Below are 26,513 nucleotides of genomic sequence, written 5' to 3' on the forward strand. Positions count from 1 at the left end.
GTATTCATCTTCAATCGAATGCCGCTGGACTGGAACGTCAGCGGACTCAGAACCACTTGGACACGGACAGCAGCGCCCGCGTCTCCTTGCGCGTGCCGTCGGCATCGGCCAGCGTCACCGGGTTGCGCGTGGGGTTCACGCCGTGGCGGCGGGCCACACCGGCGCGCACCTGCACAGCGCCGGGCGCCTCCCAGTTCAGCTCGAGCCCGGAGCCGCGCACGTGCAGTCGGTTGGGCTGCAGCGTCGCCACGTTGACCTGTTCGTCACGCCAGCCCATGGCCTGGTCGTGGAACACCGTCACTGCCCAGGTGTCCGAGAACTTGTACTTCCAGTCAGCCGTCAGCAGCACGCCGGTGTCGACGCTGGGCTCCGACACGCTGTAAGCCCGCACCGCGTAAGGGCCGGACACCTGCAGCTTCTCGGACGAATCCAGGTTCTTGCTGGCGATCTGGCCCGACGCGGCGACTGTCAGCGTCTGCTGTGCGCTCAGGCGCTGCATGCGCGTCAGCGTGCCGCTGACCTTCGCGAAGCCACCGTTGCGCTGCGGGCCGCCGGCGAGCTGGTCGCTGGCCAGGTCGGCGGCGTTCCCGCCCAGGTCCAGCCGGCCCGCCGCCAGCTGACCGGAGGCGATCCACACGCCACCGCCGGCCCAGTCGTCCAGGCGGTCGAGGTTGAAGCCCAGCGTCAGCAGGTCGATGTGCTTGCGGCTCAGCTCGATGCCGGCCACGCGGTTCTTAAAGCGCTTGCGCTCCAGCGTGCCCTGCAGGCTGAGGTTGCGCTCGGCACTGCGCTGCACCGGGTAGTTCAGCGTGCCGCCCAGGGTGCTGGCGTTGCCGGCGTAGCGCACCGCATTCAGGTCGTAGCCGTAGTGAAGCGCCGACACCTGCGCCGAGGCGCGCATGCCGTCGTTCCCGACCGGCAGTGACAGGCCGGCGCGGGCGTACTTGGAGCCCTTGCTGGCGAAGGTGCCCAGCGTCCACTGGTCACCGCGCGCCAGCGGGCCGTTCAGCGCCAGGTTCACCGCTGCGCGCGCCTCGCCGGTCGCACGGGCGCCAGCGTTGTCGAGCAGCGCGCTGCCGGTCACCAGCGGTGCGTCGGTCACAGCCACCACGATACGGCTGTCGCCGTCGTTTTCGCCGGGCTCCAGCACCGACGCGGCACGCATGCCGGGCATTTCGTTGAGCAGCGTCACAGCGCGCTGGATGTCGTCGGTGCGCAGCGCCTCGCCCTCGCGCTGGCGGGCCAGCATGAACTCACGGATGCGCGGCTCCGGCAGCGCGCGCGGCGCCCCGCGGTTCTCGATGCGCAGCCCCGACAGTCGCCCTTCGGCGACGCGGATCAGCACCACACCGTCACGGATCTCCTGCTCAGGCAGCCAGGCACGGGCCAGATAGCCGCTGCGGCGGTAGGCATCCACGAGGGCATCGGCCGCGCGCTGCAGCGACACCAGGTCGGATTTCTGGCCCACCCACGGCTTCAGCACGGCCTGCACGGTCGCGGCGTCCAATAGCTTCACGCCCAGCACCTCGAACCGCTGCACCACCACCGCCGCACCGGCGCCGGGCCGGGACGGTGCAGGCTGCGCGGGCGGCGGCAGGTCGGCGCGGCGGGTGCGGCTAGAGGCCTTCTCCGCTTCGCGCAGCAGGTCTTCGCCGGTGGGCGGCGTCTGCGCGTTCGCCATCGAGGCCAGGACCAAGAACAGGCTCGCCGCCAGGGGGCTGAGCGATTGGGGGCCTCGCAACATTCGCAACTCTCCGGGTAGAAGTCCCGGCCACGGCAGCTGCACACCGGCAGCGCCACCAGGACGAACCATTCGGGTTTTACCTCAACGGTCCCGGGCTGTAACGCCCAGACCAGTGCACAAATGCACCGTTACGGCGCCCTCGATGAGGGCAAAAAAAGGAAGCCCGGAACACCGGCCGGAATCCACGCCATCTCGGCGTCTCACGGGTCGATCGGGTCGCCCGATCGGCCTGCTGGATCAGCCAGGCTGCAGCGCCACCACCTCGTCCAGCACCCGCTGCAGGGTGTCGAAGTCGTAGGGTTTGCGGATGACCGGCACGGACAGCGTGCTGACGTTGTCCGCATAGCCCGTCGCCACCACGGCCGCCAGGTCCGGGCGCAGCTGCCGGGCCCAGTGAATCAGCTCTACGCCGTTCATGGACCCGGGCATCACGACATCGGAGAACAGCACGTCGAACGAGGCGCCCGTGCGCAGCACCTCGACGGCCTCGTCGGCGCTGTGGCAGGCCTGCACGCGATGGCCCACGGACCGCAGCGCGGCGGCCACGACGGACACGACGAGCGCATCGTCTTCCACCATCAGCACCGACAGCGAACGCGGGTTGGACGCTTGCAGTGACACGCCGCCGGCCTCCTGCGCCGCAGCCGGCGTCTGCGGCGCCACCGGCAGCAGCATGGACACGCGCGTGCCCCGCCCGGGCTCGCTGGTCAGCTGGATGCTGCCGCCCGACTGGGTTGCGAACGCATGCACCTGCGCCAGGCCCAGACCAGTACCGGCCCCCACCGGCTTGGTGGTGAAGAACGGCTCGAAGGCCTGGGTCTGCGTCTCGGCCGTCATGCCGGCACCGTTGTCCGAGACGGCGACGCACACATAGCCGGCGCCTCGCAGCGGCGCGGCCTCCAGCTCTTGCGGCGACGGCACGTGCGCCGACACCCGGATGCTGCCGCCCGACGGCATGGCGTCCCGCGCGTTGAACACGAGGTTGAGCAACGCCATGTCGAACTGGGCCGCATCCACGAACACCGGCGGCAGGCCGGGCGTGATGTCCGCCGTCAACGAAATGCCGGGGCCGACGGCCTTGCTCGTCAGCTCGTGCCCTTTCAGGATCGCGTCGGCGATGTGCACCGGCCTGGGTTCGAGCGCCTGCACGCGGCCCAGCATCATCATCTGCTTCACCAGATCCGCCGCCTTTGACGTGGCGCGCGCCGCGGCGCTCAGCATGCGCTGTTCCCGTTCTCCGTCGACGCGGGCCTTCAGGAACTGCTGCGCGGTGGTGATCGTCTGCAGCAGGTTGTTGAAGTCATGCGCCACGCCTGCAGACAGCCGCCCCACCAGTTCCAGCTTCTGGCCCTGCAGCAGCCGGGCCTGCGCGTCGGCCTCGGCCCGCACCGCCTCCTCGACCCGGCGCTCCAGCAGGCCGGTCGCTTCCTGCGCCTTCACGCCGGCCTCGTGCAAGGCCAGGGCCACGTCGTCGAACTCGCGCACGCCCGACGCCAGCGGCTCGGGCACCCGGTTGCAGCCCAGGTCGGCCGCCGCGCGGCTCAGGCGATCAACAGCGGAGGTGATGGCCCGCGCGCCCAGCAGGGCGCTGACCAGCAGCAGCAGCAACAGCGCGCCCGACACCGCCATGGCCTTCGTCGATGCCGCCCAGGCCGCAGCGGTGAGGTGCGCACGCGGGATTGCGACCACCACCGACCAGCCGTAGGCGTTCGGGCGTGTCAGGTAGGTCAGGGAGGGCGTGCCGTCCAGCGTGGTGGAAGTCGCGAAGCCGACGCCGCCCTCCTCGATGCGCTTCTTGAACGCGGGAGAAGCCGACCGGCCAACCCAGAGTTCAGGATCCCGCGAACGCGCCATGATGACCTGATGCCGATCGACGATAGACGTCACGGCCGCGGACGGCATGTTCGGGCCCATGAACAGCTGCTGGAACCTCGACGGCTCGAACGACACCCCGACGTTGTACCTCTGCGGCGTCATGCGCGGCACGGGCACCATCACGGTCACCACGGGTGCGCCCGACACCGAGCCCTTGGGCACGAACAGGATGCTTGTGCCGGCTTGCGTGAGCGGTTGCGGCAGCGAACGGGGCAGCGGCTCGGCAGCGAAAGGCGCCAGCGAGTTGGCTCGCAGCAACTGCGGCTCCACCAGCAATGCCCAGTCGCCGGTACCCTCGGTCGCCACGACGGCCTCTTCGTGGAAGCGGGCGAAGTCGCCGTCACGCACCGCGCGGGACGAGGCCAGCGTGCGAGCCAGCAACGCACGCTTGTCCAATTCCAGTTCCACCAGCGCGCTGACGCCGTCCGCGAAGTCCCTGACCTGCTGCAGGTCGGCCTCGGTCTTCTGCTTGTGCAGGTTCCAGGTCAGCAGGCCAAACCCTGCGGCAGCGGCCATCCAGACACCCAGCACCACCACCAGCAACCGGGTCCGGATTCGCATCGCGCCTCGTAACGAATGACTTTGTTCGGAGGATTCTAGGGTGGCAGTTTCAGAGGTCAGGCTGGAGGTCGCACGCCTACTTGTCCAGCAACTCGATGTCCTCCCCGCGCTTGCCGGCTCGCAGGCGCGCCAGGTGCAGCTGCACCAGCGGGTCGGCCGGCCGGTCCGCCGCCAGCGCCTCAAAGGCGGGGAGCGCCAGCTCGCTGTGGCTGTGCACGAGCTCATACGCCTGCTGATACGCCGCGTCCGGCGCTGCCCCGTCGGCCTGCGGCTCGTAGGTCATGACGTAGCCGGTGCGGCCTGCGAGGCGCAATCTGCCGATGGGGCGTGCGAGCGCGCCGGGGCATGCGCTCAGCGTGGCCTCGGACACGCAGATCAGCGTGCCCAGGTGCTTGTTGGCGCCCTCCAGCCGCGCGGCGGTGTTGACCGCATCACCGAGGGCCCGGTAATCGAAGATCGCATCGCCGCCGAAGTTTCCCACCGTGACCTCTCCGGAATGCACGCCGATGCGCGTCTCCGAAAACGGGATGCCCTGGCGCGCCAGCTCCTCAACATAGCGGCGCGAGAAGGCGTGCATCTGCAGCGCGCAGCGCAAGGCCCGCAGCTCGTGATCCCGCTGCTCGACGGGTGCGGAGAACATGATGGCCACGGCGTCGCCCACGATGCGGTCCAGGGTGCCGTCATGCTCGAAGGCGATGGCGATCATGCGATCCAGGTATCGGTTGACCAGGCCCACCGCAGTGGCCGCATCCATGCCCTCCATCAGGCGCGTGAAGCCTGCAAGGTCGGTGAAAACAAAACTGCAGCGCTGCCGCCGGCTTTCGAGCGCCAGCCCATCCGGGTGACTGAGCAGGTAGTCGACGAGGTTGGGCGACATGTAGCGCGAGAAGGCATGCTTCATGCGGCGCTGCCTGCGCTCGCTCTGCAGGTAGCGCATCACGGTGGTCGGCACGAACACCAGCGCCATGCCCAGCACCGGCGTGATCGGGTCGATCAGCAAGCCAGCCCACAGGAATGACTGCCATGCCGCCAAGCTGACGGTGCCCGAGAGCATCGCGAAGCCGACTGCAGACCCGACGGCCCTGCGCTTCATCGCGAGGCCGCCGACGAGCAGGCAGCCCAGCAGCGTGGCGATCACCTCGAGCGCCGGCGTCCAACCCGGGCGCCGCAGACGATGGCCCGTCAGCACCTGCTCCAGCGCCTGGGCATGGACTTCGACGCCGGGAATGATGCCGCCCAGCGGGCTGAACCGCAGGTCCATCAGGCCCTGAGCCGAGGTACCGACGAGGACGATCTTCCCCTTCAGCTCATCCGCGGAGAGTTGGTGGGACAGCACCCGCCAGGCGGGGATGTAGCGCGCGGTGTCGGGGCGTGCGTAGTGAATCCACTGCGCGCCTGATGCATCGGTCTCGATGACGTGCGGACCGATGTGCACGTCGACGACGCCACCGGTGTCACCGGCGCTGCGAACGACGTACTGGCTGGCGCCCACGGCCACGCGCAAGGCCTCCGCGCTCAGCGATGGCACGAGCCGGCCGTCGAGGCTGAGGACCAGCGGCACGGTGCGGACCACGCCGTCGACATCCGGGATGAACGTCATCGCCCCCTGCCCCGCGGCGGCCTGCTGCAACTCGGGAAGGTTGGCGATGGACGCCGCGAACGGGGGCAGGAACGCCTCGGGATTGCCGCCCATCTCAAGGTAGCCTGCCTTCAGCGCCAGCCCGTCGTCCTGCAGGTCCGGGGGCGCCGAGGCCGCGCGCGTGGGCGCCATGCCGAAGCCAAGCACCACCTGGCCCCGGGCCAATGCTGCGGTCATCTGCGCATCCGGCGCGGCCGCGCCTGCATCCGCCGACGCAGCCGTGGACCTGCGGTCGCGTTCCGCGAACAGGATGTCCATGGCGACGACCGCCGGCTGAGCAGCTTGCAGGTCCTGCACCAGCCGCGCCACTTGGTCTCGCGGCCACGGCCACTGCCCGACCCGGCGCAGCGACTCGTCGTCGATATCAACGATGCGCACCGGCGCATCGACTTGCGGCCGGGGATGCCACTGTTGGAACTGGTCGAACGCCGCATAGCGCAGGCTGCGCAGCAGCGGGGGGTCCGCCCACATCGTGACCAGTAACGTTGCCATCGCGACCAGCGGCACGGCCCAGCCCCAGCGGGCGGCGCGCGGGCTAAGCGTGCCCGGATGCATCGCGTTCACCCGGCCAGGCCGCACGCAGCGCGGGGACTCCGGGCATGTCGGCGCCTCTAGGCATGCCCGCCGCTGGCGCGGTAGGGCGTGGTGTCGGTGACGTCGATCTGCTCAGGGCTGAGGTGCCGCCGCGCGAACTCCAGGCAGACGCCCGCCTGCAGGAACAGGTTGAAGATGTCCGCGTCGATGTGGGTGCCCGCCAGCCGCTGCATGACACCCAGCGCCTCGGAGAGCGGCTTGGGCTGCTTGTATGGGCGGTCGGCGGCTGTCAGGGCCTCAAAGATGTCCGCGACCGCCATGATGCGGCTGGGCACGGAGAGCTGCTCGGGGCCGAGCTGGCGCGGATAGCCCTTGCCATCCATGCGTTCGTGATGGGTGCTGGCGTACTCCGGCACGCGCCGCAGGTGCTTCGGAAACGGCATGCGCTCCAGCATCAGCACCGTGTGCACCATATGCTCGTTGATCTTGTAGCGCTCCTCGGCAGTCAACGTGCCGCTGCGGACCGACAGGTTGTACAGCTCACCCCGGTTGTAAAGGTGTTCCGGCATGTCCATGCGGAACCCGAATGCGGGATCTAGCCGCTGCTCCGGCGGGCGCGGCACGACGTCTCGCGGACGATCCGCCAGCAGCGGCTCGCTGCAGGGCAGCGTCTGAAGCGGCTCCTGCGCGCGGCGTTCCATTTCGGTGGCGGACAGCCCCAGCCGGTCGTCGAAATGTCGTGTCCATCGACGCTCGCCAATGCGGGCGAGTTGCTGGACCTCCTCGTCGCCCAACGGCTGCTCGCCGATGTTGCAGCGAGCCACGAACGCGAACTCCTGCGTCAGCTGCGCCAGCGCGTCGAGGTGGGCGGCTTCCTGCGCATCGCTCCATGTGCCAGCCACCTGGGCCTGCAGCTTCTGAATCTCCAGATCGCGGTGCAAGACCTCGAACCGCATGCGGACCTCATGGATGCGGTTGTGGATGGTCTCGAGCTTCGTGGCCTTGTCGATGACGTACTCGGGGGTCGTCACCTTGCCGCAGTCGTGCAGCCACGCGCCGATGCGGAACTCTTCCCACTCGCGCTCGGAGCGGAACGCAAAGTGCTTCAACGGGCCGTCGCTGGCATCACAGGCGGCCTGGGCCAGTTGCAACGCCAGCTCGGGGACCCGTTCGCAATGCCGGCCTGTGTGCGGGCTCTTCGCGTCGATCGTCGTCGCCAGCATGCGGATGAGGCTTTCCGTCAGCTCCTTCTGCGATTGCAGCAGTTCCATGTTGTCCAGCGCCACCGCGGCCTGGGCTGCGAGCGCTTCGACCAGCGCTCCCGCCTCCGGATCGAAGGGCACGACGCCGCCGGTGGCCGGGTCCACCGCGTTCATGAACTGCAGCACCCCGATGGGCGCACTGCCGCGCGGGGCGATGGGCACGGTCAGCATCGACACCGTGCGATAACCGCTGGCAGCATCGAAGGCACGCGTGCCACTCAGGTCGAACCGCGTCTCGGCATAGACGTCGTCGATGCGCACGGAGCGGTTGTTCAGCGCCGTGTAGACGGACACGTAGTTCTCGTTGGCCAATCCCGTTGCGCTGTCGTGCAGCGGTATCTCGTTGGCCGGCAGCAGGTCGCTGCGGGTGCGCAGTTCGAAGCGCAGGGTTCCCTGGTCCGTCACCATGTACATGGTGCCGCCGTTGCAGTTCAGCAGATGCCGTCCTTCGCTGAGAACCTGCTGGAGCAAGGCGGTACGGTCCCGGCTCATGGACATGGCGATGCAAGTCTCGATAAGCCCGTTCAGGCGCAGCGAGCGTGACGACAGTTCAGCCCCGAAGCGGTTGGCCTCCATGGCGCTCTTGCGGCGCAGGCGCCGCAGTTCGGCCAGCGTGGACAGGCGGCGCCCGATCTCGGCGATGTCCGCATCGCCGTGGATCCAGTCGCTGGCCCCGGCGTCGAAAGCACGTTGCTGGAGGGCGCGCAACGAGGCGTCTGCGAGCATGACAATCGGCAGCACGTTCGACGGGTAGCGCCCCCGGATGTCGGCTGCAAGGGCGATCGCATCCTCGCCCCCGCCACGCGCATCCAGCACCACCACATCCCAGTCGCCGCGGTCCACCTGCGACAGCGCGTGCGCTGCATCGCAGTCGCGCACGACCAGCCGCGTCTGGCGCAGGCCATCCACCAGGTCACGCGCCGCCTCGGAGCCATCGCGGTGGACGATCAGGATGCCAGCGAGCGCTGTCGCGCATTCCAGCTCCAGGGGCACGGTCGTTGCGGGCGGACGATCTGGGGCTTCCCGGTTCATGTTCAGCGCTTGAAGACGATGACGCCCGATACGTTACCCAAACGGCTGTCGAACCCGTACAAAACGCCGGCATGGCTGCCCTGGGAGCCCGCGATCTGGCCGATCACGGAGACGTTGTTGCCGAGGCTGCCGGTGCAGCCCCCGCGGCAGCCGGTTCCGGTCGACGTGATCGTCGAGACGCCGGCGAATGACGACGGTGATGTTTGTGACGCAACGCCTGCGAGCGTGAACGTCTGGCCCGGCACCGGCACGGTCAGCCGGTAGGTAGCTGTCCCTGCGTTCTGCAGCGTCAGCGCAGCGGTGAAGCTGCCACCGGCGCTGTTGACGGTGCCCGTCGAGGTCAGCTTGCCATTCGACTGGATGGTTGGCGACGTAGCGGCAAAGGACGTGAAGCGGCCCAGCGTGGGATCGGTGCGCTCCGATGCCATGGTGAAGTAGTGCAGCGTCGCGAGGTTGCCATTGCCGACGCCGTTCCCGTTGCCGTTGGCGCCGCGTACCTTGTTCTGGCCGCCAATCCACCGGCCCCAGGCGATGACGCCATCCACGCCGGTGTCGACCGGAGTGCCCTTCTCGATGATCGGCTTGCCGGTGGTGGGGTAATGCAACTCCCGCAGACGCCCCTGACCATCGAATGTCGCCGTGCCGTCCATCAGGCCTGATGCGATCTCGCCCTTCTCCGTGCTCCAGACCAGGCCCGCGGTCACCTGCGGGGAAGGTGTGGGTGATGGCAGAGGCGTCGGCGCTGGGGTCGGCGTTGGCGCAGGTACCGGGACAGGTGTGGGGGTGGGCACCGGAACGGGTGCAGACGGCGGTGCCGGCGTCGCGCTGGGCGTTGGCGCAGGTCCGGGTCCAGGGGGCTGCGGGGGAACCGGCACGGGCGTGGGCGCCGGTGAAGGTGTCGACACGGGTGCAGGTGCAGGCACGGGTGCCGGTGCGGGCGCGGGTGTGGGTGTGGGTGTGGGTGTGGGTGTGGGTGTGGGTGTGGGTGCAGGTGCAGGTGCAGGTGCAGGTGCAGGTGCAGGTGCAGGCGCAGGCGCAGGCGCGGGCGCAGGCGCAGGCGCAGGCGCAGGCGCAGGCGCAGGCGCAGGCGCAGGTGCAGGCGCAGGCGCAGGTGCAGGTGCAGGTGCAGGTGCAGGTGCAGGTGCAGGCGCAGGCGCAGGCGCAGGCGCAGGTGCAGGTGCAGGTGCAGGTGCAGGTGCAGGTGCGGGGCCAGGCGCTGGTCCCGATGACGTTGAAGGCGACGGCGCTGGCGCGGCCGCCGGGCCGGGTGTGGGCTCGGCGCCCAGATCGCGCGCGGCCTTCTCACCGGCGTTGGGAACCGCGATGTCAGCGGCCTCGCCCCCCGCCGTGTCGGCGGCGACCGCCGTGTCCGCGTCCGTGGCGTTGGCCGGCTGCAGGTGGATGAGTTGCTGGGCGCTGACGCTGGGTTTCACCGAGCGGTTCGGCGTGTAGGCCGTCGACCCCTTGGGCACGTCGACGCAGCCGCCATCGTTGCAGACGGCCACCCGCCCGCCGATGACACCCACGCGAAGCCCGTGGTCGACGTCCGCGGTGTACTCGGTGCCACGGATGCCGATGGTGCCGGACGGCGTGTCCAGCTTGTAGTTCTCGGTCCTGGGCTTGCCGATGGAGCCGCTGATGGTGCGAAGCCCGCCGCCGAGCAGACTCATGAAGCCACGCTCTTCTTTGCCTTCGGCCCCGCCCACGCGGTAGTCGTCCAGGCGCAACGTGGTGCGCTCACCCAGCGCCATCAGGGCGCCGTCCACCATGCGCAGCTGCACGCGGCCCTTGCCGGTTTGCACCGTCTCGCCCGATTCGACCTGCTCACCAGTCTTCAGATCCCGAACCGCGCCCTTGGCGGAAACCACCTGCACCTGTCCGCTCGTGAACAGGGCCGTGGCCGCAGGCGCCGACCAGACGGCGCCGTTCACCACGCACAGCGCTGCCACGGCCAGCACATGGCGAAGGCGCGCGGTCGGACGCGCTTGCAGCGGCCGCCGAAGTCCACTCGTGCGGCTCATTGAAAACTCCTGTGGGCAGTGATCTGCAAAACGTTGCGGGAATAGTCGTACAGGACGACGTTGGAACCGGCGCGGGACCGGCGCGCCTGGGCGATGACTTGCCACCGCGGGTCCAGCGTGTACCGCAGCCCCACTGCCAAGTCCTTCTGGTGATCACGGCGTCGCACGTCAAAGAACGGTTCGCTGCCGCCGTAGCGGCGCTGCTCGTACTGCCACTCGGCGAAGCCCACGCTCGCAGGCCCGAGGCGCTGCTCGATGCCCACCCTGATGCCGCCCCCCCGGTGTCCGAAGTTGGCGAACGCTGCTTGGTGAACGCGCTCCTGCACGAGGTAGGCACTGCCGTAGGCAAGGGGGCCGGCGAGGCCGTGCTGGCGAGCGCCTCCGACGCCCAGCAGCAGCCGGTCGGTGTCGCGCTCCGCTTGCGACGCGTACTCCTGGCGCGACCACTGGCTGAACAGGCTGGCCTGCGAATCCGAATCGAGCTCAGACTGCCACTGCGCGATCAGGCCGTTGGCCGTGCGGTACGGGCTGGCGCCCAACCACGCCGTGCTGCTTTGCAGCGCCAGCACTTGGCTGTGTTTGCCAGCCGTGTGGCGCAGACCCGCGGTGACATCGACAAAAATCGTGTCCATGTCGCGGACCTCGCGATTGACGCCGGCACGCAGGTTGGCCGCGCCGACCAGCCGCCAGGTAGGCGTGAGCGTGGCCTCGGCGCTGACACCGCCTGCGGCGTTGAGCGTCAGATCGCGCCTCTGGCGGTTCTCCGCCGAGGTCTCGAACACGATGCCGCCAAACGCCGGGATGGCGAACTCGCCCAACGGGGTGGCGCTGTTCACATTGCTGTCGTAGGCGGCGCCGAACTGGACGTATCCCGACAGCTGCGGCCCCGCCGCGGCAGGCGCCACCTGGTCGACCATGCCGATCACCCGCTCAATGGCGGCAGAAGCCGCCGGCGGCAGCTTGCCGGAACGCGCCAGCTGCAATTGTTCGCGCGCAGCCTGCGCATCTCCGGCCGCCAGATAGGCGCGCCCGAGCTCCGCGCGCGCCAGCATGTCTTCAGGATGGCACTGAACGACGCGCTCCAGCGCAAAGATGGCACGCGTGACATGCCCAGCGTCGAGCGCCGCGACACCCATCAGGTAATCGAACCGCGCGTCGCCCGCGCGACTTGCCTCATGGGGCGCCAGCAACGCGAACGCACCGGCGGCGTCGCGCCGGTTCAGCTGCTCACGCGCCTGGGCCAGCAGCGCGTCCTGCGCACTGGCAAATGGCGTCAACAACGCCAGCATAGCGCCCAGGGCGCACAGCCTGCCGGTCAACGACGACCGGAGGACTCTTGTCGAGTAAGACAGACGGAGCAAAGAAATCTCTCACTTTCACATCCAATGCTCAGCTGCATTGCACATGCCGAACATCTTCGGTGAGGCTTCTTTGTCGTCAGGATGGCGCCTGCGCCGTCCCGTGACATCCGTCTCGCATGCGTTTGTCAAAAGGTAACGGCGGGTCATCTCACGCGCTAAAGGGCAAGCGCGCCCGCTTCAGAACTTTCGAATCATTCCCACTCAATCGTCGCGGGGGGCTTGGAGCTGACGTCGTAGGTCACGCGGTTGATGCCGCGCACCTCGTTGATGATGCGGCCCGACGTTCGCTTGAGCAGCGCGTACGGCAGCTCGGCCCAGTCGGCGGTCATGAAGTCGCTGGTCTGCACGGCGCGCAAGGCCACCACGTAGTCGTAGGTGCGGCCGTCGCCCATGACGCCCACGCTTTTCACCGGCAGGAACACGGCAAAGGCCTGGCTGGTCAGCGCATACCAGCTCTTGCCGGTGGCCGGGTCGATGGTGTTGCGCAGCTCCTCGATGAAGATAGCGTCGGCACGGCGCAGCAGGTCGGCGAAATCCTTTTTCACTTCCCCCAGGATGCGCACGCCCAACCCCGGGCCGGGGAACGGGTGGCGGTAGACCATGTCGGCGGGCAGGCCCAGCGCCACGCCCAAGGCGCGCACCTCATCCTTGAACAGCTCGCGCAGCGGCTCCAGCAACTTCAGCCCCAGCGTCTCGGGCAGGCCGCCGACGTTGTGGTGGCTCTTGATCGTCGTGGCCTTTTTGGTCTTGGTGCCGCCGCTCTCCACCACGTCCGGGTAAATGGTGCCCTGGGCCAGCCACTTGGCGTTCTTGAGCTTCGAGGCCTCGGCCTGAAACACCTCGACGAACTCGGCGCCGATGATCTTGCGCTTGCGCTCGGGGTCGGTGACGCCGGCCAGCTTGCCCATGAACTGCCCACTGGCGTCCACGCGGATCACCTTGGCGTGCAGCTTGCCGGCGAACATGTCCATCACCATGTCGCCTTCGTTCAGGCGCAGCAGGCCGTGGTCGACGAACACGCAGGTCAGCTGATCGCCGATGGCGCGGTGAATCAGCGCCGCGGCGACGGACGAATCCACGCCGCCGGACAGGCCCAGGATGACCTCCTCGTCGCCCACCTGCTCGCGGATCTTGGCGACTGCCTCGTCGATGTAGCTGCCCATCTGCCAGTCGCCCTGGCAGCCGGCTATTGTCCTGACGAAGCGCGTGATGATGGCCGCGCCCTGCAGCGTGTGCGTGACCTCGGGGTGGAACTGGAACGCGTAGAGCTTGCGCGCCTCATCAGCCATGCCGGCGATGGGGCAGCTGGGCGTCGACGCCATCAGCTTGAAGCCCGGCGGCAGCGCGGTGACCTTGTCGCCGTGGCTCATCCAGACCTTGAGCATGCCGTGTTTCTCGGGCGTCTCGAAATCCTGGATGCCGTCCAGCAGCTGGGTGTGACCGTGCGCACGCACCTCGGCGTAGCCGAACTCGCGGTGGTCGCTCCATTCGACCTTGCCACCGAGCTGCACCGCCATCGTCTGCATGCCGTAGCAGATGCCGAGCACAGGCACGCCGGCCTCCCACACGGCCTGCGGTGCGCGAAGCTCGTGGTCCTCGTAGGTGGACGCGTGGCTGCCCGACAGGATGATGGCCTTGGGCGCGAAGCTGCGGATGAACTCGTCGGACACGTCGTTCGGATGGATCTCGCAGAACACCGCCGCCTCGCGCACGCGGCGCGCGATGAGCTGCGTGACCTGGGAGCCGAAATCGAGGATGAGGACTTTGTCGTGTTGCATGGCGTTTCTCGGGCAGTCTGTCAGGCGGTTTGCAGGACCGTGCGCTGGCGATGGAAGAAGCGGTAGGCCAGGAAGAGGCCGGCCCCTTGCAGGGCGGCGCAGGCGAAGAAGGGCAGACCCATGCGCGGGTCGGTGGCGGGCAGGTGCGACACCCAGCCCAGCAGCGTCAGGCCAATGGCGGGCGCCAGCACGGCCGTCATGCTGTTCAGCGACGACACAGCCCCCATGGCCTGGCCCTGGCGGTCAGCCCCGGCGGCGTTGGAAATCATGCTCTGCACGGCCGCCGTGGCGACACCACCCAGCAGGTTCAGCGCGATGACGGCGTACATCATCCAGGGCTGCGTCGCGAGTCCGAAGCCGGCGTAGGCCAGCGCCGCTGAGCCCATGCCGATCATCGCCAGACGCGGCGGCCCGAACCGCGCGAGCAGCGGCTTCAGCAGCACGCCCTGGCTGAGGACCGACGCCACCCCCACGGCGAGCAGCGACCAGCTGACCTCCAGCGGCCCCCAGCCGAACTTGAACTTGGTGTACAGCACCCAAGTCATGTGCATCATGAACTGGGCCAGCGACGACAGCGCGATGACGACCAACAGCGACCCCACGCCCTTCAGCGCAGCCAGACCGCGCAGCGCGCTGACCGGGTTGGCCTTGCGCCAGTTGAACGGGCTGCGGCGCTCCGGCGGCAGCGACTCGGGCAGCACGAAGAAGCCGTAGCACCAGTTGATCAGCGCCATGCAGCCGGCGGCCAGGAACGGCCAGTGCACGTCGTAGTGGCCCAGCCACCCGCCCACAACCGGGCCGAGAATGAAGCCGATGCCGAACATCGCGCCGAGCTGGCCGAAGCGACGGGCGCGGTCCTCGGCGGGCGTAATGTCGGCCACGTAGGCGTTCGCGATGGCGATGTTGGCTTGCATCGCGCCGGAGAACAGCCGCACGACCACCAGCACCCACAGCGCCGTTGCCAGGGCGGTGACGAAGAAGCTCAGCGCCAGCCCAGCGAAACCGATCAACAACACAGGCCGGCGGCCGAAGCGGTCCGACAGCGCACCGAGCACCGGCGAGCCGACGAAGTTGGCAATGCCGAACGCCGTCGTCACCATCAGCAACGCCAAGGTCTGCTCGTCGTTGCTGGCCGTGAAGGTCCCGACGATGTGCGGCAGCACCGGCACCATCAGGCCGATGGAGATCATGTCGATCAGCACGGCTGCCATGATGAAGCCCATGGCCGGGGTGCGTTGCGGGGGCTGGCTCATCGGAAGTCTGGAATGAGAAACGGGGCGATTCTCTGATCGCCCCGTCGTCGTGGTCAGCGACTCACTCGCTGCGGTAGTTCGGCGCTTCCTTGGTGATTTGCACGTCGTGGACATGGCTCTCGCGCATGCCCGCCGTCGTGATCTCAACGAACTCGGCCTTGTTCTGCATGTCGGCGATGGTCGCGCAGCCGCAGTAGTGCATCGACGCCTTCAAGCCGCCAGCCATCTGGAAGATGACCTGCACGACCGAGCCCTTGTAAGGCACCTGGCCCTCGATGCCTTCCGGCACCAGCTTGGACGTGTTGGGGTTGTTGCCCGTCTCGGCCTGGAAGTAGCGGTCCGCGCTGCCCTTGGCCATCGCGCCCATGGAGCCCATGCCGCGGTAGCTCTTGAACGTGCGGCCCTGGTAGAGGATGGTCTCGCCCGGGGCTTCTTCGGTGCCGGCGAAGGCGCCACCCATCATCACGCAGTCGGCACCCGCGGCGATGGCCTTGGCCAGGTCGCCGGAGAAGCGCACGCCGCCGTCGGCGATGACCGGCACGCCGGTGCCGCGCAGCGCGGTGGCGACGTTGTCGACAGCCGTGATCTGAGGCACGCCCACGCCCGCGACGATGCGGGTGGTGCAGATGGAGCCGGGGCCGATGCCCACCTTGACGCCGTCGGCGCCCGCCTCGACCAGCGCCAGCGCCGCGGCACCGGTGGCGATGTTGCCGCCGATGACGTCCACCTGAGGGAAGGCGCGCTTGACCCAGCGCACGCGCTCCAGCACGCCCGCGCTATGACCGTGGGCCGTGTCGACGATGAGGGCGTCGACGCCGGCGCGCACCAGCAGCTCGACGCGCTCCTCGGTGTCCTCGCCGAAGCCCACCGCCGCACCGACGCGCAGCTTGCCGTGGCTGTCACGCGCGGCATTGGGGAAGCTGGTCTGCTTGGTGATGTCCTTCACCGTCATCAGGCCGCGCAACTCGAAGGCGTCGTTGAGGACGACCACACGCTCCAGCTTGTGGGTGTGCATCAGCGCCTTGGCCTCGTTCAGCGAGGCGCCTTCCTTGACGGTGATGAGCTTCTCAGCCGGCGTCATGATCTCGCGCACCTTGGCGTCCATGCGCGTCTCGAAGCGCACGTCACGGCCGGTGACGATGCCCACCACCCGCTTGCCCTCGACGACCGGGAAACCCGAGAAGCCGTTCTGCTGCTGCAGCTCGACGACGTCGCGGACGGTGGCGTCCGGGCTGACCGTCAACGGCTCGCGGACGACGCCGCTCTCGTAACGCTTGACCCGCGCCACCTCGCGCGCCTGCGCCTCGGCTGACAGGTTCTTGTGCACGATGCCGATACCACCCTCCTGCGCGATCGCGATCGCGAGGCGCGCCTCGGTCACGGTGTCCATCGCGGCAGACACCAGCGGCAGGTTCAGGGGGATGTTGCGCGACAGACGGGTCGCAAGGCTGGTGTCGCGGGGCAACACCTGAGAGAACGCCGGCACCAACAACACATCGTCGAAGGTGAGCGCTTTGCCAAGAAGGCGCATGAGGAAAGCTCCAGACGCAAAGCGGCATTATACGGAGGGGCCCACGGCTACACTGCCGCCATGCGTCACAAGCCCCTCTTCGTCGCCTTCATCGGCCTGATGTTGACCGCCTCCGCTCACGCCCAGTGGAAGTGGCGCGATGCCCAGGGCAAGGTGCAGTACAGCGACAGACCGCCGCCCTCCGGGACGCCGGAAAAGGACATCCTGCAGAAGCCGCTTTCCGCCACACGCAGCATCACCGTCGTGCCTGTGGGTCCGGCGGCCAGCGCTGCCGAAGCGGCAGTCAGTGCGAAGCCGGCGGCCAGCGCGCCTACCCGGGCCGAACTCGATGCCGCCGCGCGCCAGAAGCAGGAGCAGGACCGCGAGTCCAGCAAGCAGAAGGAAGAAGAGCGCCGGGCCAACGAGCAGCGGCGCGACAACTGCGCGCGCGCCCAGGCCCACCTGCGCGGCCTGCAAAACGGCCAGCGCATCACGCGCATCAACGACCAGGGCGAGCGCGTCTACATGGACGACGCGCAGCGCCTGGCGGAAGTCGAGCGCACCCGCACGCTGATCACGACCGACTGCCGCTGAGGCGCCGGTCGGCCGACCTCAGCCGCCGCCCTTCGGCCGGTGGCGCGACACGATGCGCTCGCCGCGGTGGGCATAGCGCAGCCGCCGCGCTTCCTTGGGATCCACGGTCAGCTCGCGATAGACCTCGATGCGGTCGCGATCACGCAGCGGCGCATCAAGCGGACGCACGCGCCCCCAGATGCCCAGCCGCAACTGATCCAGCGGCTGAACCTGAGCGGCCATGAAGTCGGCACAGCCGCGCAGCACTGCCTCCAGCGTGGCGCCCTCCCCCACCTCCAGCCAGCGGTGCTGCACGTCACCGCCTGCGGGGCTCCACACCAGCTCAACGCGCACCGTAGAGGCTTTCCGCGCGCTGCACGAAGCTGTCGACGAAGGTGTTGGCGATGCGATCGAACACCGGGCTGACGACCGCCTCCAGCGCTCCGCTGCTGAACGCGTAGTTCAGCTCGAAGGCGATCTTGCACGCCGTGGGCTCACCACTGGTGCCAGGCTTGTTGAGGGGCTGGAACTGCCACAGGCCATGCAACTGCGAGAACGGGCCGTCCACCAGCTCCATGCGCACGCTGCGGCCTTGCTCGTTGATGTTGCGCGTCGTGAACGCATGGCGCACGCCGGCGTAAGACAGATGTAGCTTGGCCGTCACCGCGCCGCCCTCGCGCGCCAGCACCTCGACCGTGTTGCACCAGGGCAGGAACTCGGGATAACGCTCCACTGCGGTGACCAGCTCGTACATCTCCTGAGGCGTGTACCAGAGCAGAACTGACTTTTTGACCTGCTTCATAGAATGACGGGATTGTAAGAAGGCCCTCGTGCCCCATCTCTGTCCACATGTCCATCGCCGAGAACCGCCGCGCCCGCTACGACTACCACATCGAAGAACAGTTCGAGGCCGGCGTGGTGCTGTCCGGCTGGGAGATCAAAGCCATCCGTGCGGGCCAGGTGCAGCTGACCGACGGCTACGTGATGATCAAGAACGGCGAGCTGTTCCTGATCGGCTGCCGCATCAATGCACTGCGCAGCGCCTCCACGCACGTGACGCCCGAGGCTGATCGCACGAAAAAGCTGCTGATGCACAAGGCCGAGATCAAGCGGCTGGTGGGCAAGGTGGAGCAGCGCGGCTTCACGCTGGTGCCGCTGAACCTGCACTACAAGGGCGGCCGCGTGAAGGCGGACATCGCGCTGGCCAAGGGCAAGGACCAGCACGACAAGCGCGAGACCGAGAAGAAGCGGGACTGGGAGCGCGAGAAGGGCCAGTTGATGCGGCACAAGGTCTCAAGCAAGGGCTGACAGGGCCTGCGCGATGTCGGCCTGCAGGTCGGCAACGTCTTCCAGGCCAATCGCGAAACGCACCAGAGTGCCGCCGTCGAACGGCAGCGGCAGGCCACGGCTGCGGCTCATGTCGTAGGGCACGGCCAGGCTCATGGGGCCGGCCCACGAGTAGCCGATGCCAAACAGCTGCAGCGCGTCGACGAAGGCATCCACTCGTGCCGCGCTGTATGCGGGCTTAAACGCCACCGAGAACAGGCAGGCCGCACCGGCGCCACCGACCGCCAGCCAGTTCGCATTCCCGGGCGATCCCGGCAGCGCGGGGTGGAAGACCTGCGCCACCTCGGCGCGGCCGGCCATCCAACTCGCCAGTTGCCGTGTGACGCGGTCCTGCGCCTCGTAGCGCAGCTGCAGCGTCGACAGGCCGCGCAGCACCAGCTCCACGTCGTTCTGGCCCACACCGTAGCCGAGGTGTTCGTGCGCATGGTTGAGCCGGTCATGCAGCTTGCGGTCCCGGGTGCAGACCGAACCCATCAGCACGTCGGCGCCGCCGCTGGGGTACTTGGTCAGTGCCTGCATGACGATGTCGGCGCCCAGGCCCGGGTGGGTGGTCGGCGCCGGCTCGAAGCCGTTGAAGGCCAGGCCCGCACCCCATGTGTTGTCCAGGGCCGTCGTGATGCCCCGCGCGCGGCAGGCGGCCAGTGTGCCCAGCAGGTCGGGGAACTCCAGCGTGATGGAGCCCGCTGCCTCCAGCCAGACCAGCTTCGTCTTGTCGCGCAGGTCCGGCACGGTCAGCGGGTCGTAGAAGCGGTGCGTGACGCCCCACTGCGGCAGCCAGGACTCAGTGAGATACCGGTTCTGGCCGTAGACGTTGTCCGGCACCAGCACCTCGTCACCGGGGCGCAGGATGGCAAGCGACGGCAGCGTGACCGCGGCCAGGCCGCTGGGCACCAGCAGGCAGTGCTCTGCATGCTCGAGAGTCGCCAACCGCGCTGCCAGCGTGTAGCTGGTGGGCGTGCCGTGGAGGCCGTAGCGGTAGGACAGCCCGTCGCGCGGCCGGGGCTTGTGCAGGTCAGCCGTGTCCTTGAACAACACGGTGGATGCCTTGGCCACCGGCACTGGCACCGCGTCCCAGCCTTCGGGCGCGCGATAAGGGTGATGGATCAGTGTCGTCGACGGCTTGCGCGTCATACCAGCGCGGCCACCAGATCATGGCCGTCAGCCGCGACGATGCGCGCACGCACGAAATCGCCCACCTTCATCGTCTTGCTGGCCTTCTCGGGCGGCAGGATCTTCACGGTGCCGTCGATCTCGGGCGCGTCGGCGTACGAGCGACCCACGCCGCCCTTGCGGCCCAGCGCCGGCGCCGAATCGACCAGCACCTGCATGGTCTGGCCCACGCGGGCCTGAAGCTTCGCGGCTGACACCTGTTCGGCAACCGCCATGAAGCGCGCACGGCGCTCTTCACGAACTTCGGCGGGCAGCGCACCGGGGATGTCGTTCGCACTCGCACCCTCGACCGGCGAGTAGGCGAAGCAGCCGGCGCGGTCGATCTGGGCTTCCTGCATGAAGTCCAGCAGGTACTGGAACTCGGCCTCCGTCTCGCCGGGGAAGCCGGCGATGAAGGTCGAGCGGATGACCAACTCCGGGCAGCTCTCGCGCCAGCGCAGGATGCGCTCCATGTTCTTCTCGCCGTTGGCCGGGCGCTTCATGCGCTTCAGCACGTCGGGGTGTGCGTGCTGGAACGGCACGTCGAGATACGGCAGCACCAGGCCCTGCGCCATCATCGGCAGCACTTCGTCCACATGCGGGTACGGGTAGACGTAGTGCAGGCGCACCCAGGCGCCGAAAGGCTTGGCCAGTTCGCCCAGTTGGGCGACCAGGTCCAGCATCTTGGTCTTGACCGGCTTGCCGTCCCAGAAGCCGGTGCGGTACTTGACGTCCACGCCGTAGGCCGACGTGTCCTGGCTGATGACCAGCAGCTCCTTCACGCCGCTCTCGAACAGCGCGCGGGCCTCGTTCAGCACGTCGCCGATGGGGCGCGACACCAGGTCGCCGCGCATGCTCGGGATGATGCAAAACGAGCAGCGGTGGTTGCAGCCCTCGCTGATCTTGAGGTAAGCGTAGTGCTTGGGCGTCAGCTTGATGCCGTAGCTGGGCACCAGGTCCACGAAGGGGTCGTGCGGCTTGGGCACATGGGTGTGCACCGCGTCCATGACCTCCTGCGTCGCATGAGGGCCGGTGACAGCGAGCACGCTGGGGTGGATCTCGCGCACCAGGCTGCCGGCGTCGGTGCTGGAGGCACCGGCCTTGGCGCCCAGGCAACCAGTCACGATGACCTTGCCGTTTTCGGCCAGCGCCTCGCCAATGGTGTCCAGGCTTTCCTTGACGGCGTCGTCTATGAAGCCGCAGGTGTTGACGATCACCAGGTCGGCACCGGCGAAGGTCTTGGAGGTTTCATAGCCCTCGGCGCGCAGTTGCGTGAGGATCAGTTCGCTGTCGGTCAGGGCCTTGGGGCAGCCAAGACTAGCAAACGCCACCTTGGGAATCTTGGCGGTCTTGGGCGTCACGGCTGCGTCGTAAGTGTCTGATTTCATTTCGATTTCGCCGAGAGACCTGGCTGGAGAGCGGGGCCGCATTCTACGATGGCCAGCTTCTAAAGCGCGGTAGGTAGCAACTGCTGGAACAGAGCGCGCAAGCCTATCAACCGGGCCAACGACGTGGTCCGCGTTGCGAGGCAGGTGGGAAACGTGGAGTGAATCGGAGGATTGGGCTGTCCGGCAAACCGTAGAAGCCATACGCCTCGAATGCGGCGACAAGTGCTACTTGAACCTCATCACCTGGCGCCTCTTGCGGCTCGATCCACTCGACGAGGGCATCACTGGGGCTCATGACTCGCAAGCAAAAGGTTTGCTGCTCGAAGTGAAACATGTACCAAGCGTAGGACCTGTCGCGAATCATGACTGGCGCCCTACACAGCCAGCTGTCCCGGTGCTCGCTGAACGCAATCCCGTCACCACAATCGCAGTCAGCGAGTCCTTGGCGCTGGGCCGTACGTAGCAGGTGATCAGGAATGGTCGGACTTATTGCATGCCAGGTGGCCTCGGTCAGTGGCTCAAGCCGATACGGCATTGCCGCTCTCCAGTCTTTGCACTTCGACGATCAGCCAGTCTCACCATGTGCTCCCGCCGCAGCGCGGCCTCCACGGCTAACGCATTAGGTATAGATCCAGCGTCCTAAGGTCAGCCAAGGCTGACGAAGCCGATCTTGGGCGCGGTGACCAAGGGGGCGGCGAGGGTGGCGGATTCGTTCATCGCCGTATTTTCGGCGATGAACGCGGTTCACGGCTTCTTGTTGCCCGGCGGCGTCGAAAACGGGAACATCGCGCCGGCATTTTTCAGCTGTTCCTGCCACTGGTTCATCAGAGTCTTGGACTGCTCCGCGTAGCCGCCCATCAAGCCCGTCCAGGCCTCGGGCGTGAACGGTATGCCCGGCGTCTGCTCGGTGAAGCGCTGCTGCATGTCGGTGAACGCCTGCATCTGACGCTCCAGCAGGCCGCCCATGGCACCCTGCATCGCATGGCCATAGAAACGGATGATCTGCGCCAGCGACGAGGTGGAGAACATCGGCACGCCCGCCGTCTCCTCCTCCAGGATGATCTGCAGCAGGATGGCACGCGTCAGGTCCTCCTGCGTCTTGGCGTCGTGCACCTCGAAGTCCACCCCCTCCAGCACCATGCGCTTCACGTCGGCCAGTGTGATGTAGCTGCTGGTCTGCGTGTCGTAGAGCCGGCGGTTGGGGTACTTCTTGAGAATGCGCAATCCGGACTTGACGTCGCCGGCCTCGCCTTGCTCGGTCGTGGATGCCGCTTTCTTGCGGGCAGTCGCCATGCGTGGATCTCCTGGTGCGGTGCAGCAATTCTAGGCAACCGCCCTCGGCCACCACGCCCGGGTTTTACCCCGGAAATTGGACCTGACTCTCACAAAGCCTGGTTTTGGCCCTGGCATCACGCGCTCAGGGCGTCCGGCATTCGCCGCTGGCCTGGTCCTGAACCCAGCTCGCGCCGACGAGGCCCAGGTTGCGGAAGGTACGCAGCGGCGGTGCGAGGCCGACCGACGCACAGCGGTAGCGCTTGCTGACGGAGTTACCGATCCCGGTAACGCGCTGCCTCCACGGAGCGCCCGAGGCGAATTTGCCCGCGCGATGGCAGGCATGTCGTTTGCACTTGAACACCGTCCGGACTTAACCGGGCCGAATGAAAAGTCAACGAGATGAACCACCTTCTGTCTCAGGTTAGCCAGACGCCTCGCCCCGAGGGGGCGCATCGTCAGCAGCAACAGGCCGACTCCACGCACAGCTCCCAGCTCGGCGGCTACCGCTGCGCCGGCCGGCCACGACAGCTCGCGCAGCAACAGCAGCAGCCGCGCCGCCATGACGGCCTGGCGTCGGCTGCCGGCGCGAACTACCCGGCCGACGACCTCTGACGTTTCCCTCCCCCCGTCGGCCTGTTGGCCGGCGGATCCCTCCCCCAGCCAGCAGGAACTGCCATGCCCACCACCGCATCCAAAACCTCAGCCAAGACCTCCAAAAGTGCCGCCAAGAAACCCGCCGCCGCAAAACGCGACGAGACGCCTGACGCGATTGAGCTGCTCACCCATGACCACCGCAAGGTCAAGTCGCTGTTCAAGGCCTACGACAAGCTTGTCAAGGCCAACGGCGACGCCGGCGAGAAGCAGGTCATCGCCGCGCAGATCTGCGTCATGCTGACTGCGCACGCCACGGCAGAAGAAGAGATCTTCTACCCGGCCGCGCGCGAGGTGCTGGGCGACGACGAGGACCTGGTCGACGAGGCCGATGTCGAGCACGCGAGCGCCAAGGAACTGATCGCGCAGATCGAGGCCGCCTCTGCGGACGATGATCACTACGACGCCAAGGTCAAGGTGCTTGGCGAGTACATCGACCATCACGTCAAGGAAGAGGAAGACGAAATGTTCCCCAAGGTGCGCAAGTCCGATCTGGACCTTGATGCCCTCGGTGAAGCCATCGCCGCGCGCAAGGCCGAGCTGATGGGACAGGACGCGGACCCGCACTGAACCTCGCGTCGGGGGCGTTGCCCCTTCTCCGCCATGGCGGGCCGCGCCATCCCACCGGATGGGCGGTGCCCGCCATCAACGTTCCGGGTTCAGCTGTCGCTGCAGAAATGAGGCGGTCCGGCTGGTCGTCACGCCCGCCAGGCTCGCCACGTGCTCCGGCGTCCCGCATGCGACGACGGTGCCGCCCTCGGCGCCCGCGCCGGGACCGATGTCGATGACCCAGTCGCTGGCCGCGACGACACGCATCTCGTGTTCCACGACGACGACCGTGTTGCCGGCCTGGACGAGACCCCCGAGTTGTGTGAGCAGCTTGTCGACGTCGGCAGGATGCAGCCCCGTCGTGGGCTCGTCCAGCACATACAGCGTGGTGCCGCGCTGCGCCCGCTGCAGTTCCGTGGCCAGCTTGATGCGCTGCGCCTCGCCGCCGGACAACTCCGTGGCCGGCTGGCCCAGGCGGAGATAGCCCAGGCCGATCTGCTGCAGCAGCGTCAGCGGCCGGGCAAGCGAGGCGTCGTCGGCAAAGAACGCCAGCGCGTCGTCGACGGTCAACTGCAGCACGTCGGCGATGGTCTTGCCGCGCAGGGTCACCTTCAGCGTGGCCTCGTTATAGCGCGCGCCGTGGCAGGTGGGGCACGGCGCATAGACGCTGGGCATGAACAGCAGCTCGACGCTGACAAACCCTTCGCCCTCGCAGGTCTCGCAGCGCCCCTTCGCCACGTTGAACGAGAAACGGCCGGCGTCGAACCGCCGTCGGCGCGCGGCTGTCGTGGCGGCGAACAGCTTGCGCATGTGGTCGAACAGACCGGTGTAGGTGGCGAGATTGGAGCGCGGCGTGCGGCCGATGGGCTTCTGATCGACCTGCACCAGACGGCGGATGTGTTCGAGGCCGGCGGTAATGCGGCCGCGGGTGGCCTCGCGCGCAGGGCCGTCGGCGTCGTCCTCATCGGCATCCGCAACGGGCGGCTCGTGGCCGAGCGCCTGGCTCACCAGATCGACCATCGCCTGGCTCACCAGGCTGGACTTGCCCGAGCCCGAGATACCGGTGACGGCCACGAAGCAGCCCAGCGGGATCTCGACATCGATGCCGCGCAGGTTGTTGCGCGTCACGCCTTCCAGCCGCAGCCATCCGCGCGTCTCGCGCCGCCGCGCTGGCGTCACGCCCGCGCCGGGGAAAAGGTAGGCCGCCGTGCGGGACTGCGGCACAGCCTGCAGTCCGGCGGGAGGCCCGCTATACAGCACCTCGCCGCCGCGCTCGCCGGCATCGGGGCCGACGTCGACCAGCCAGTCGGCCTCGCGCATCAGGGTCAGATCGTGCTCGACGACGAACAGCGAGTTTCCGGCCGCGCGGAGGCCCTTCAGCGCCTGCAGCAAGGCCTCGCCGTCGGCAGGGTGCAGGCCGGCAGAGGGCTCATCCAGCACGTAGATGACACCGAACAGGTTGGAGCGGATCTGCGTCGCCAGACGCAGCCGCTGCAGTTCGCCCGCCGACAGCGTGGGCGTCGCGCGATCCAGCGACAGGTAGCCTAGGCCCAGTTCGTTGAGCGTCGTGAGGCGGTCGAGCACATCGTGCGCGATGCGCTGCGCGGCGGTACGTTTCTCCTCCGACAGCACCGGCGTGCGCCGCACGTCGGGTGCGGCGGCATGCGCACTGAGGCCTGCCGCCACGCGGCGGGCGGTCTGCTGTCTCGACGCCGCGCGGCTGATGACGCCGCCGGCACGGCCGGCTTGCGCCTGGCCCTGAGCAACCGGCCGCAGCACGTCGGCCAGGTCGCGCAAGGTCATGCCGGACATTTCGCCAATGTCCAGCCCGGCGAACGTCACCGACAAAGCCTCGCGCTTGAGTCGCTTGCCGTGGCAGGTGGGACAGTCGCTCGCGATCATGTAGCGCGACACGCGGCGCTTCATCAGCGCACTCTGTGTCGTCGCGAAGGTGTGCAACACGTACTTGCGGGCGCCCATGAAGGTGCCCTGGTAGCTGGGCTCGGTCCGGTGGCGCAGCGCGTCGCGCGTCTCGGCGGGCGTGAAGCCAGCATAGACCGGCACGGTAGGCTGCTCTTCGGTGAACAGGATCCAGTGACGCAGCTTCTTCGGCAGCTGGCGCCACGGCGTGTCCACGTCGTGACCCAGTGTGACGAGGATGTCGCGCAGGTTCTGACCATGCCACGCGGGCGGCCACGCAGCGACGGCGCGTTCGCGGATCGTCAGCGAGTCGTCCGGCACCATGGAGGCCTCGGTGGCGTCGTACATGCGCCCCAGGCCGTGGCAGGTCGGGCAGGCACCCTGCGGCGTGTTGGGCGAGAAGTCCTCCGCGTACAGCATGGGCTGGTGGGCGGGGTAGTGGCCGGCGCGCGAATAGAGCATGCGCAGCAGGCTGGACAGCGAGGTCGCGCTGCCAACCGACGAACGTGCGCTGGGCGTGCCACGCGACTGCTGCAGCGCCACGGCGGGCGGCAGGCCGTCGATAGCGTCCACGGCGGGCACGCCGACCTGGTCGATGAGGCGCCGCGCATACGGCGCGACCGACTCGAAGTAGCGCCGCTGCGCCTCCGCGTAGATCGTCGCGAAAGCCAGGGACGACTTGCCCGAGCCTGACACGCCGCTGAACACGACCAGCGCGTCCCGCGGCACGTCCACATCGACGTTCTTCAGGTTGTGCTCACGCGCGCCGCGCACGCGCACAAAGCCGGACAGGTCGCGGTCAGCCATGCGGGTAACTCTTGCCGACGCTGCGTGCCGTCTTGCCTGCGGCACGGCCGTTCATGGCGGCCAGGAGGATCGGTGCCACGAATAGCACACGCGCCTGCGCAGTGGCGGGCGACGGCGCCCCGGCAGAGGAAGCGGGATGTGGCATGCAGATGTTGGGAGGCAGCTAAGAAGTTAGTGACTGGATGCCAGTACGGCAAGCGTCATGCCGCCGGGCCCGACCCGCTTGGCACGCCGTTTGCCACTGCGTGTGCGCACGAGCCGCCCACGACTTCGTGGGCCTCACC

The 26,513-nt window shown here is 68.0% G+C and carries 20 protein-coding genes and 1 pseudogene; 5 read left to right on the top strand and 16 right to left on the bottom strand.

Annotated elements, in window-relative coordinates; all coding sequences use genetic code 11:
• Positions 1-46: 46 nt before the first annotated feature.
• The 5 genes from ACG02S_RS14750 to ACG02S_RS14770 form a co-directional block, all read right to left on the bottom strand.
• The gene (locus ACG02S_RS14750; RefSeq protein WP_394471228.1) at positions 47-1,744 is read right to left on the bottom strand and encodes a ShlB/FhaC/HecB family hemolysin secretion/activation protein; all 1,698 of its coding nucleotides are present in this window, start codon (positions 1,742-1,744) and stop codon (positions 47-49) included.
• Between the two features lie 237 nt (positions 1,745-1,981).
• Positions 1,982-4,180, bottom strand: coding sequence for an ATP-binding protein (locus tag ACG02S_RS14755; protein WP_394471229.1), 2,199 nt, complete (start codon positions 4,178-4,180; stop codon positions 1,982-1,984).
• Positions 4,181-4,256: 76 nt separating this feature from the next.
• Positions 4,257-6,374, bottom strand: coding sequence for a CHASE2 domain-containing protein (locus ACG02S_RS14760; protein WP_394471230.1), 2,118 nt, complete (start codon positions 6,372-6,374; stop codon positions 4,257-4,259).
• A gap of 56 nt (positions 6,375-6,430) precedes the next feature.
• Positions 6,431-8,608: an HD domain-containing phosphohydrolase gene (locus ACG02S_RS14765; protein WP_394471231.1), complete on the bottom strand. Its 2,178-nt coding sequence runs from the start codon at positions 8,606-8,608 to the stop codon at positions 6,431-6,433.
• Positions 8,609-8,649: 41 nt separating this feature from the next.
• Positions 8,650-9,351 carry a hypothetical protein gene (locus ACG02S_RS14770; protein ID WP_394471559.1) on the bottom strand — a complete coding sequence of 234 codons (702 nt, stop codon included), beginning with the start codon at positions 9,349-9,351 and terminating at the stop codon, positions 8,650-8,652.
• Between the two features lie 20 nt (positions 9,352-9,371).
• On the opposite strand from ACG02S_RS14770, the gene ACG02S_RS14775 reads away from it, so the two are divergent.
• On the top strand, positions 9,372-10,052 hold the full coding sequence (locus tag ACG02S_RS14775; RefSeq protein WP_394471560.1) for a hypothetical protein: 681 nt from the start codon (positions 9,372-9,374) through the stop codon (positions 10,050-10,052).
• A 109-nt stretch (positions 10,053-10,161) separates the two neighbouring features.
• On the opposite strand, the pseudogene ACG02S_RS14780 reads toward ACG02S_RS14775, so the two are convergent.
• The 5 genes and pseudogenes from ACG02S_RS14780 to guaB form a co-directional block, all read right to left on the bottom strand.
• Positions 10,162-10,668: pseudogene (locus ACG02S_RS14780) on the bottom strand (FecR family protein); the annotation flags it as partial.
• Positions 10,665-11,987, bottom strand: coding sequence for a surface lipoprotein assembly modifier (locus ACG02S_RS14785; protein ID WP_394471232.1), 1,323 nt, complete (start codon positions 11,985-11,987; stop codon positions 10,665-10,667). The pseudogene ACG02S_RS14780 and the gene ACG02S_RS14785, both read right to left, overlap by 4 nt.
• Before the next feature lie 233 nt (positions 11,988-12,220).
• A complete protein-coding gene (gene guaA / locus ACG02S_RS14790; protein ID WP_394471233.1) occupies positions 12,221-13,807 on the bottom strand; it encodes a glutamine-hydrolyzing GMP synthase in 1,587 nt (528 codons plus the stop codon).
• A gap of 20 nt (positions 13,808-13,827) precedes the next feature.
• Positions 13,828-15,060 carry a TCR/Tet family MFS transporter gene (locus ACG02S_RS14795; protein WP_394471234.1) on the bottom strand — a complete coding sequence of 411 codons (1,233 nt, stop codon included), beginning with the start codon at positions 15,058-15,060 and terminating at the stop codon, positions 13,828-13,830.
• A gap of 61 nt (positions 15,061-15,121) precedes the next feature.
• Positions 15,122-16,591: an IMP dehydrogenase gene (gene guaB, locus ACG02S_RS14800; RefSeq protein ID WP_394471235.1), complete on the bottom strand. Its 1,470-nt coding sequence runs from the start codon at positions 16,589-16,591 to the stop codon at positions 15,122-15,124.
• Positions 16,592-16,651: 60 nt separating this feature from the next.
• Here guaB and ACG02S_RS14805 point away from each other — a divergent pair, with 60 nt between their 5' ends.
• The gene (locus tag ACG02S_RS14805; protein ID WP_394471236.1) at positions 16,652-17,164 is read left to right on the top strand and encodes a DUF4124 domain-containing protein; all 513 of its coding nucleotides are present in this window, start codon (positions 16,652-16,654) and stop codon (positions 17,162-17,164) included.
• A gap of 18 nt (positions 17,165-17,182) precedes the next feature.
• On the opposite strand, the gene ACG02S_RS14810 is transcribed toward ACG02S_RS14805, so the two are convergent.
• Positions 17,183-17,497 (bottom strand): RnfH family protein, encoded by a 315-nt coding sequence (locus tag ACG02S_RS14810; protein WP_394471237.1) that lies wholly within the window; start codon positions 17,495-17,497, stop codon positions 17,183-17,185.
• Positions 17,487-17,945, bottom strand: a complete 459-nt coding sequence (locus ACG02S_RS14815; protein WP_394471238.1) for a type II toxin-antitoxin system RatA family toxin — start codon at positions 17,943-17,945, stop codon at positions 17,487-17,489. Before ACG02S_RS14815 ends, ACG02S_RS14810 begins: the two co-directional genes overlap by 11 nt.
• A 47-nt stretch (positions 17,946-17,992) precedes the next feature.
• Here ACG02S_RS14815 and smpB point away from each other — a divergent pair, with 47 nt between their 5' ends.
• Positions 17,993-18,451, top strand: coding sequence for an SsrA-binding protein SmpB (gene smpB / locus ACG02S_RS14820; RefSeq protein WP_394471239.1), 459 nt, complete (start codon positions 17,993-17,995; stop codon positions 18,449-18,451).
• Here smpB and ACG02S_RS14825 read toward each other — a convergent pair.
• The 3 genes from ACG02S_RS14825 to phaR form a co-directional block, all read right to left on the bottom strand.
• On the bottom strand, positions 18,437-19,621 hold the full coding sequence (locus tag ACG02S_RS14825) for a PLP-dependent transferase (RefSeq protein ID WP_394471240.1): 1,185 nt from the start codon (positions 19,619-19,621) through the stop codon (positions 18,437-18,439). The two genes, smpB and ACG02S_RS14825, sit on opposite strands and share 15 nt — an antisense overlap.
• On the bottom strand, positions 19,618-21,027 hold the full coding sequence (gene rimO / locus ACG02S_RS14830) for a 30S ribosomal protein S12 methylthiotransferase RimO (RefSeq protein WP_394471241.1): 1,410 nt from the start codon (positions 21,025-21,027) through the stop codon (positions 19,618-19,620). The genes ACG02S_RS14825 and rimO overlap by 4 nt, the downstream gene beginning before the upstream one ends.
• Before the next feature lie 744 nt (positions 21,028-21,771).
• Entirely contained in the window at positions 21,772-22,320 is a 549-nt protein-coding gene (gene phaR / locus ACG02S_RS14835; RefSeq protein WP_394471242.1) for a polyhydroxyalkanoate synthesis repressor PhaR, read from the bottom strand.
• 381 nt (positions 22,321-22,701) lie between these two features.
• On the opposite strand from phaR, the gene ACG02S_RS14840 reads away from it, so the two are divergent.
• Complete coding sequence (locus ACG02S_RS14840; protein WP_394471243.1) at positions 22,702-22,914, top strand: hypothetical protein; 213 nt, start codon at positions 22,702-22,704, stop codon at positions 22,912-22,914.
• Between the two features lie 63 nt (positions 22,915-22,977).
• Positions 22,978-23,523 (top strand): hemerythrin domain-containing protein, encoded by a 546-nt coding sequence (locus ACG02S_RS14845; RefSeq protein ID WP_394471244.1) that lies wholly within the window; start codon positions 22,978-22,980, stop codon positions 23,521-23,523.
• A 75-nt stretch (positions 23,524-23,598) separates the two neighbouring features.
• On the opposite strand, the gene ACG02S_RS14850 is transcribed toward ACG02S_RS14845, so the two are convergent.
• A complete protein-coding gene (locus ACG02S_RS14850; protein WP_394471245.1) occupies positions 23,599-26,229 on the bottom strand; it encodes an ATP-binding cassette domain-containing protein in 2,631 nt (876 codons plus the stop codon).
• Positions 26,230-26,513: the final 284 nt, after the last annotated feature.

Source organism: Pelomonas dachongensis (genome assembly GCF_043555865.1).
Lineage (GTDB): Bacteria > Pseudomonadota > Gammaproteobacteria > Burkholderiales > Burkholderiaceae_C > Pelomonas > Pelomonas dachongensis.

Excerpts from the sequence above, each read along its gene's own strand:
- ACG02S_RS14750 (WP_394471228.1), bottom strand. The coding sequence starts at position 1,744 with ATGTTGCGAGGCCCCCAATCGCTCAGCCCCCTGGCGGCGAGCCTGTTC.
- ACG02S_RS14755 (WP_394471229.1), bottom strand. The coding sequence starts at position 4,180 with ATGCGAATCCGGACCCGGTTGCTGGTGGTGGTGCTGGGTGTCTGGATG.
- ACG02S_RS14760 (WP_394471230.1), bottom strand. The coding sequence starts at position 6,374 with ATGCATCCGGGCACGCTTAGCCCGCGCGCCGCCCGCTGGGGCTGGGCC.
- ACG02S_RS14775 (WP_394471560.1), top strand. The coding sequence starts at position 9,372 with ATGGCAGAGGCGTCGGCGCTGGGGTCGGCGTTGGCGCAGGTACCGGGA.
- guaA (WP_394471233.1), bottom strand. The coding sequence starts at position 13,807 with ATGCAACACGACAAAGTCCTCATCCTCGATTTCGGCTCCCAGGTCACG.
- ACG02S_RS14795 (WP_394471234.1), bottom strand. The coding sequence starts at position 15,060 with ATGAGCCAGCCCCCGCAACGCACCCCGGCCATGGGCTTCATCATGGCA.
- guaB (WP_394471235.1), bottom strand. The coding sequence starts at position 16,591 with ATGCGCCTTCTTGGCAAAGCGCTCACCTTCGACGATGTGTTGTTGGTG.
- ACG02S_RS14805 (WP_394471236.1), top strand. The coding sequence starts at position 16,652 with ATGCGTCACAAGCCCCTCTTCGTCGCCTTCATCGGCCTGATGTTGACC.
- ACG02S_RS14815 (WP_394471238.1), bottom strand. The coding sequence starts at position 17,945 with ATGAAGCAGGTCAAAAAGTCAGTTCTGCTCTGGTACACGCCTCAGGAG.
- smpB (WP_394471239.1), top strand. The coding sequence starts at position 17,993 with ATGTCCATCGCCGAGAACCGCCGCGCCCGCTACGACTACCACATCGAA.
- ACG02S_RS14825 (WP_394471240.1), bottom strand. The coding sequence starts at position 19,621 with ATGACGCGCAAGCCGTCGACGACACTGATCCATCACCCTTATCGCGCG.
- rimO (WP_394471241.1), bottom strand. The coding sequence starts at position 21,027 with ATGAAATCAGACACTTACGACGCAGCCGTGACGCCCAAGACCGCCAAG.
- phaR (WP_394471242.1), bottom strand. The coding sequence starts at position 22,320 with ATGGCGACTGCCCGCAAGAAAGCGGCATCCACGACCGAGCAAGGCGAG.
- ACG02S_RS14840 (WP_394471243.1), top strand. The coding sequence starts at position 22,702 with ATGAACCACCTTCTGTCTCAGGTTAGCCAGACGCCTCGCCCCGAGGGG.
- ACG02S_RS14845 (WP_394471244.1), top strand. The coding sequence starts at position 22,978 with ATGCCCACCACCGCATCCAAAACCTCAGCCAAGACCTCCAAAAGTGCC.
- ACG02S_RS14850 (WP_394471245.1), bottom strand. The coding sequence starts at position 26,229 with ATGGCTGACCGCGACCTGTCCGGCTTTGTGCGCGTGCGCGGCGCGCGT.